The organism is uncultured Thiodictyon sp. (assembly GCF_903828115.1).
Classification (GTDB): Bacteria; Pseudomonadota; Gammaproteobacteria; order Chromatiales; family Chromatiaceae; genus Thiodictyon.
Map to the genome: position 1 here is coordinate 1 of NZ_CAIKKU010000899.1, position 6,735 is coordinate 6,735.

The following is a 6,735-nucleotide window of genomic DNA, read 5'->3' on the forward strand; positions in this document are numbered from 1 at the left end:
CGGTATCAAAGTCTCCGACAAGGAACTTGCAGAAGTAGTCATCGAATGCGATGAATTTCATGGCGAGTGGAACTATCAAGTCAAGCCCCGCCAATCCGGCGCATGAATTGCGAATGTACAACTTATTTTTGCTAGGCTACTCACTACCCTGAAAGCTATGCACAGTGCTCGATACGGCATCGTCGTCTAATCCGTAGTCGCGAAGCAAGAGCTGTAGCAGTCTCGCGTGAGGCCGATAAGGGCTGATCGCAAGGATACGTGGCTGTCCATCGCGCACTTTCGGGCGACCGATTCTCAACATCTGGCGGACCGTCTGTGCCACGAGAAAGGCCGATAGCGGGTTGCATCGGCTCTTGTCACGGGCAGTATTCCATCCGCCGAATTGCGACGTATCGAGCAAGAGAACCGGGTTCGTCCAAGTCGAGTCCGGGCTGAGCCATTCGCTCAGACCACGCTCCGCTTCGGGGCTTGTTACCTTATCGCCGTCACGCAGCGAGCCGCGATAAACGAGCGCGTTCACGATGGCGCTAATCTCGGGGTGCATGCGATGTTGCCAGCGGAGCCCGACGAAATAACGGGGCATCTTCTGGTCAAGCTGCCACGCTCCACTGATACCGCTGACCTCGAACAAGTCTTTTCCGAGCCACGTCTTCGCCGCGGCGTCTGTGGACTGCACAATGGGCGGAAGTTGCAGAAAATCCCCAATCATCACAACCGCTCGTTCCGCCAGGGTCGCCGCGACCCAAACCGCTGGGATTGGGGCCATCGATACCTCGTCGACTAGCACCGTATCGAACGTGCGCGATTGGATGTCGTTGCGCAAGTAAGTCCGCGTAAGCGTCGTCGCGAGGATGCGGGCGTTCTCGATCAGGTCGGCAGCTATCCGCTTAAGGCGCTCGTCGATGTCCTTGATTTCTTCCTGTAGGCGCTGCGCTTCGGCGGCCAACTGGTTAACGTCGATGCGAATCTGCTCAAGGTTGGTGTGCGCGATTCTCACCTTTCCCTGAGCTTCCGCCGCCCTAAGCCTGTCAAGCAACTCGGGAATGGTCCCGGACATCGGCTCGGCAATATCCCATTGCGCAAGCACGCCCAACAACGCGCGCAGATCCTCCTGCAGAGGCAAGGCCGCATCCCGTCGCTTCGCGGCGGCATCGGTTACCATCCGCTCAAGAGCGACTTTCTCGCTGAGATATGCGTCAGTTCGGCGCGCGCCTTCCTGGGGCGTCATCCCATGCTTACGGACGAACGCATCGGTTTCGGCTTCTGCTTGAGCGACAGCCCCTTCTGCTGCTCTCGCCCGCTCGATAGCGTCGTTGCATGCAGCCGTCGCTTCGCCGATTCGTGTTTTCCAAGTTGCTACCAACTGCTGCTGTTTGGTGGGATCTGGCACTGACAAGTGCGGGGCGAGTTTGCGTTCGATTTCCCGCGCTTCAACCTCGAAACGCCGATAGTCAGCAGCGCGGCGCTCATGTTCGGTAAGCTCTTCACGGGCTGCATTTGCGAGTAAGCGAAGTCGCTCCACCTCGGTGGATTGATCCTCGGGCTTCGGGAGCTTGAGCCACCTGCGTTTAATCGTCCCCATCTTTCTGACGCGAGTTAGTAGCTCATCGGCTCGCAGGAGTTCGTCGTTTATACCGGCGATGCGTTGAGCGGTGTCTGCGCAACGCTGTTCCGCGGTTTGGGCCATTCCTTGCAAAACCTCAGGCGATGGCAGTTTCCTCGCGCGTTCCCGTATTGGTTCCAAGGAGCGGCTGAGACCCAACCGACCTGTCTCCTCGTTCAATCGCTTTTCGGCAACCAGCTTCTCGTTGCAATGCCGGTCGCGAGCGTTGCAAGCCGCGTTTAACGACCGGCGAAGGTCGCTTAAGGCGCGCTCCGGAACCAGAAGCCCAGCGGCTTCGGCTGCCAACTGCCGCATCTGCGGCTCTTGGGCGACAAGCACAGACAGTCGAGCGGATGCGGTTCGTTCTTCCTCTACAAGCGCCGAGACGCGCTTGGCCTCGTCCTCAAGCTCGGCAATATCGTCGGGTGCATCGAACAACCATTCCGCGATCTCCAACAAACGCTGCATCTCGCCCGATTCTTTCTTCGTCGCGTCGAGTTCTTGTTGCGCTTCGTCGCGCCTCTGCTTCAGAAGTCTCTCGCGCTTCTCCACAATGCTGCGCATGATGATCTTGGTGTCGCCCGTGCGGTCGATTTTGCGAAGCTCCGGTTTCACGGGATCGCCGACACGCACGATGTCGCCCTCCTCGAATCGCCATTTGAGAGCTTCTGCAATCTTTAGCACCGCGCCATCGACCGCGGTGTTGGTGTGGGAGGCGATCAAGAGGGTCTTACCGAGGTGAAGCAGTTGCGCACCAATTTCGCCGATGGTGTAGGTCTTGCCCGTTCCAGGCGGACCCCAAACGAATGTGGTATCTCGGCCGAGAGTGCTCGCGACCGCTTGCTTTTGCTCCTTGTTGAGCTTCGAGTTGAAGGCCGTGAACGTAACGGGTTTTCCGGACGGCGGACGTTTGCCCAACACCCGGTCCGCCGCTGAGTGACCCTCCTGCGCCTTTTCTTCGATACGAGCGATCAGCCGCTTCAAGAGCATGGTCAGATCGGTTTGCAGCTTTGCACTCGGGACGGCGCGGCCGATATGCGTGGCGACCGCGAGCGTAACCTTGAGTTCGGCGATCTCAACCAATCTCACGTCGATGGGATTGTCTGGGCGGTCTGGCAGGATGAGCTGACCCTCGGTATCCGGGGGCACTCCGACGCGCGCGAGTGTGTCGAAGGTGTAATGGAAAGCACCGCCGACCGGCGCGACGAGCTTGCCGTCGGTCAGGGCAACGGCTGTAGCCGAGAGATTTTCCTGTGCGGCAGTGATCTCCTGCTCAAGCGCCGTCGTAAACTCGTCGAGCGGCGCTCGGAGGGGCTGCCGGTCGGATGCGGCTTGTTCCATGTCATGCGGTCCGGTAATCGCGCAGTGCAGGGCTACTAAAGTACGCCGTCGTTTCCATGTCTATTCCTGGCAACGGCGGATGCCGCCGACACACAACACGCCGTAAACACAGAGCAGGCCCCGCCCGGCCTGTCGGCACAGCACGTCGAACAGGTCCCGATCGGTGAACCAGGCGACTGCCACGACGATTTCCTGCGCCGCCGCGTTCAGCCGCCGGGCGATCTCTTGCGTGATGTTCTCGAAATGGGCCGTCGTTTCCATGGGCTGTCCATTGACTGCGTGCGGTGCCGGGCGGTCGTCCCGCGGGGCGGCCCTGGGTTGTCGCGATCCGACCGCAGCGCGGGGGCTGGGGTCAGCGGTCCGGTTCGATCTGGCGGCGGGTGTCCGGTCCGAGTCCAGACCGGGGCGCCCGCTCGCCAAGCCGGCGGCTTCAGGTCCAGGGTCCAGGCCGGTGCCACTCGGCCGACCGCGGATCGCCGGACCGACGAAGCGCTCAGCGGACGCTAAGGGCTATAATCCGAGTTACACAAGCATTGCGCAAACTTCTTGGGTCCGTCAGGGTCCGACGGGCACGTCCTCGTCAACGTCCTTCAAGGGCCGGTCGGCGCAACCCAGGCGTGGTGGATACGTCGCGATGCACCGGCAGCGGCCGACGTGCTGCCCGGCAAGATCGTCCGACTAGCGAGTGGGGCCACCGTGGACCAACCAGAGTACCGATTCAAGATCGACGCCTTCACGCCGGAGACCTTTCCGATGGCGCGTCTGGCTGACTACATGGGGGACCTCGCCGTGTTGCTGGGCGAGCAGGAGCACGTTCACTTCGTGCGCCTGGAGCCCGGCAGCACCGTGCTGGTTCAGCGGATCGACCGGGAGTCGGCCCCCAGGGTCCGCGACCGCATCCGTGCCCTCAGGCCCAGCGAAGGTCAGGGTGCAGGCGACGCACTGAGCGCCTTCAAGGCCATTGATCGCCGCTTGGCCGAGGACAACGCGACGGGCGAGCTTTGCGGGGACGGCGGCGCGCAGATTATTCGGTTCCCTGGCCGCGAGCAGCCCCAGCCCCAGCCCCTGACCTTCGGCGCCTTTCGTCAACCCGGTCGCCTCGACGGTGTTCTGATCAGGCTCGGCGGCATGGGTGAAACCGTCCCCGTCCACCTGGAAGACGAGTGCGCCGTTCACCATTGTTTCGCCACTCGCGAGATGGCCCGTCGGTTGGCGCGCCACCTCTATGAAGCGCCGCTGCGGGTGCATGGGGCCGGGCGTTGGGAGCGCGACGCGGAAGGCGCATGGCAGCTCAAGCGGTTCGACATCGCCGACTTTGAGACCCTCGACGACAGCCCGCTCGGTGTTGTCCTCGCCCGACTGCGGCGGGTGCCGGGGAGCGATTGGCGAGCGGTCGACGATCCCTATGCCGAGTTGCAACAGCTTCGCCACGGGCCGGGCGAGGTTCACTGATGGTGGTACTGGACGCCACCACGCTGTTTTATCTGCTGGACCCGGATGCCAAGGCGCCGACTGACCCCCAAACCGGGCTACCGGTGCCCCGCGTCAGAGAGCGCGTCGAGTACCTTGTTAGCAGGCTGGAAAAGAACCGCGAAAAGGTCGTAGTCCCCACGCCGGCCTTGAGCGAGTTGCTGGTCCGCGCGGGCACGGCAGGGCCGGGGTATCTGGAAATCCTAAATAAGAGCGCGGTTTTCCGGATTGCTGATTTCGATCAGCGCGCCGCGGTCGAGGCCGCCGCCGCCATCCGTGAGGCCATCGGCGCCGGGGACAAGCGCAGCGGGTCCACGAGTCCGTGGGCCAAGATCAAATTTGACCGCCAGATCATCGCCATCGCGAAGGTGGCGGGTGCGTCGACTATCTATTCCGACGACGACGACATTGCGCGCCTGTCGCGGAGTGCAGGGATTGCGGTCGTCCGCATCCAAGACCTGCCGCTATCGCCGGAAAGCTCGCAATTGGCGCTGTTGCTCGACGCGGCCGAAGGCACTGCCAACCCCGAGGACTGATCCTGGAGCAGGCCAATGCCAATGTCGAATTCCGGGCGTTTCAACCGGGACGAGATGACCGGACTGCCCCATTTGGAAGCGCGGTACGCCCACTGGCGCCCTCAGGGCGTCTGGCACCGGGAGGATCAATTCTCGGACGGAACCTTGCGCCTCATCGCCCTGCTCTGGTCGCTGTTGGAGGGGGACTCCCTTTCCAATGACCGCACTCACCGTCGCCACGGAGGACGCACTCAGCGATCCGAAGAGCGGTCCGCCCGCAACGCCTATGCGGCGGGTACCGGCCCAAGCTGCGGGACTTGGCTCGGGCACTGCGGGAACAGGAGTGGCTGCTCGATGGCCTGTGATCCCACCATCGCGGAGTTGTTCGCGAAGGATCGACGGGCTATATTGTAGCCTGATCGGCGATATAGCCGGAGATTCCAGTGGTAGCCCTTTCCATCGAATTGCCCGAGGAGTTGGCGGCTGCAAGCCTGGATGTCGCGCGCGGGCTCGGCGTGTCCAGGTCCGAGTTGATCCGCCGGGCGTTGGAGCGCGAGATCGCACAAGCCCGTGCGGCGGCAGAGCGCCGCACCATGGCCGAGGACTTGCGGGCCATGGCTTGCGACCCCGTGGCCCGCCGTTTCGCGCAAGACCTCGACGCGGCGCTTGGCGAACCGCTGCCTTTGGCACGGGAAGCCTGGTGGAAAGGCTGATCCGCGGCGGCATCTACCTGGCGCGGCTCGACCCGGCCAAGGGCGCGGAGATCGGGAAGCTCCGTCCGGCGGCCTTGCTGTCCGCGCCGGAGATCCTGGAGATCGACTCCCCGGTATTGTTCGTCTGCCCCTTAAGCAGCCGATCCGAGCCCCGCTGTGCGTCCCTGCTGTAGCCTTACCGCCGCGCGATGACCTGAAGGCAGAGAGTTTCGCGCTGGTGGAGCACTGCCGCGCCATCAGCCGTACCCGACTCTGCGGCCCCCCGATCGCTCGATTGACCGAGTCCGAGATCGAGGTCGTTCCGCACCGGCTCATGCGCCTCGTGGGGCTGTAGCGAGTAGTCGGACGTTTTGCTATTCCGTGGTCTGTCCCTGGTATCCCTTGGGCCTATCCCACTCGGAGAACGGGATCATTGCTTGCCTTCGTTTCTCGGTTTACCATTCATAGTGCGGCTGCGCCTGGAAGATGTTGGGGTTCCTTCGTCACCCCAATCTACGGCCCTATCCCCGGAACCCTACTGTCCCCGGAACCCTAAATCCACCCGAAGTTATTTTGAACGCAGGATATAACGATCTGCATTCTCTCTTGAAAAGCCAGTCTTCCAAATATTACCTAACTTCCCAAACATTTCTCCAAACGATCGGGACCCCATAACGTCTGAAACGTTTGAGACAGCGTGCGTTTGTTCAATATTCCTCATTGAAACATACGATGAATTATTGTTCAGACTACGCCGAAATACGGATTCGTCTATTTCCCCGCTATATCTCCCAAGCCGCCGAACTTGATCCATATCCAAAATTAGGGTTGGGCTTCTCTGAATTTTCCAGACGATGGTTAGCTCGCCAACCGTACCTTGGGTGATGCAGATAACTTTCTCCCCTTCATGCTCAAGAATAACTCGCTTTCCGCGTTTCCCATCATCGATGAGTTCCCGATAAGGGATACCAGTTAAGTACCTTAATTTAAATATTTGTAGAGGCAGGTCGCTTTCAATAAAACCATTTAATTATTAATCTTTTGCAACTATCCTGACTGCTGGCTTTCTAACTAAGCATAGTAGGTCACCAGCTTGCATGTATTGTTGGTCGAC

Annotated in this window: 6 protein-coding genes; 4 read left to right on the top strand and 2 right to left on the bottom strand. The window is 61.0% G+C overall.

What is annotated here, in order from left to right:
• Nucleotides 1-136 precede the first annotated feature (136 nt).
• Together QZY48_RS34120 and QZY48_RS34125 are read right to left on the bottom strand one after the other, a co-directional pair.
• A complete protein-coding gene (locus tag QZY48_RS34120; RefSeq protein WP_295439156.1) occupies nt 137-2,944 on the bottom strand; it encodes an AAA domain-containing protein in 2,808 nt (935 codons plus the stop codon).
• Nucleotides 2,945-3,004: 60 nt separating this feature from the next.
• Nucleotides 3,005-3,205 (bottom strand): hypothetical protein, encoded by a 201-nt coding sequence (locus QZY48_RS34125; RefSeq protein WP_295439157.1) that lies wholly within the window; start codon nt 3,203-3,205, stop codon nt 3,005-3,007.
• Between the two features lie 435 nt (nt 3,206-3,640).
• Here QZY48_RS34125 and QZY48_RS34130 point away from each other — a divergent pair, with 435 nt between their 5' ends.
• The 4 genes from QZY48_RS34130 (at nt 3,641) to QZY48_RS34145 (ending at nt 5,815) form a co-directional block, all read left to right on the top strand.
• The gene (locus tag QZY48_RS34130; protein ID WP_295439158.1) at nt 3,641-4,396 is read left to right on the top strand and encodes a hypothetical protein; all 756 of its coding nucleotides are present in this window, start codon (nt 3,641-3,643) and stop codon (nt 4,394-4,396) included.
• Complete coding sequence (locus QZY48_RS34135; RefSeq protein WP_295439159.1) at nt 4,396-4,950, top strand: hypothetical protein; 555 nt, start codon at nt 4,396-4,398, stop codon at nt 4,948-4,950. The genes QZY48_RS34130 and QZY48_RS34135 overlap by 1 nt, the downstream gene beginning before the upstream one ends.
• 422 nt (nt 4,951-5,372) lie before the next feature.
• Nucleotides 5,373-5,642, top strand: coding sequence for a ribbon-helix-helix protein, CopG family (locus QZY48_RS34140; protein ID WP_295439161.1), 270 nt, complete (start codon nt 5,373-5,375; stop codon nt 5,640-5,642).
• The gene (locus tag QZY48_RS34145; protein ID WP_295439162.1) at nt 5,630-5,815 is read left to right on the top strand and encodes a type II toxin-antitoxin system PemK/MazF family toxin; all 186 of its coding nucleotides are present in this window, start codon (nt 5,630-5,632) and stop codon (nt 5,813-5,815) included. The genes QZY48_RS34140 and QZY48_RS34145 overlap by 13 nt, the downstream gene beginning before the upstream one ends.
• Nucleotides 5,816-6,735 lie beyond the last annotated feature (920 nt).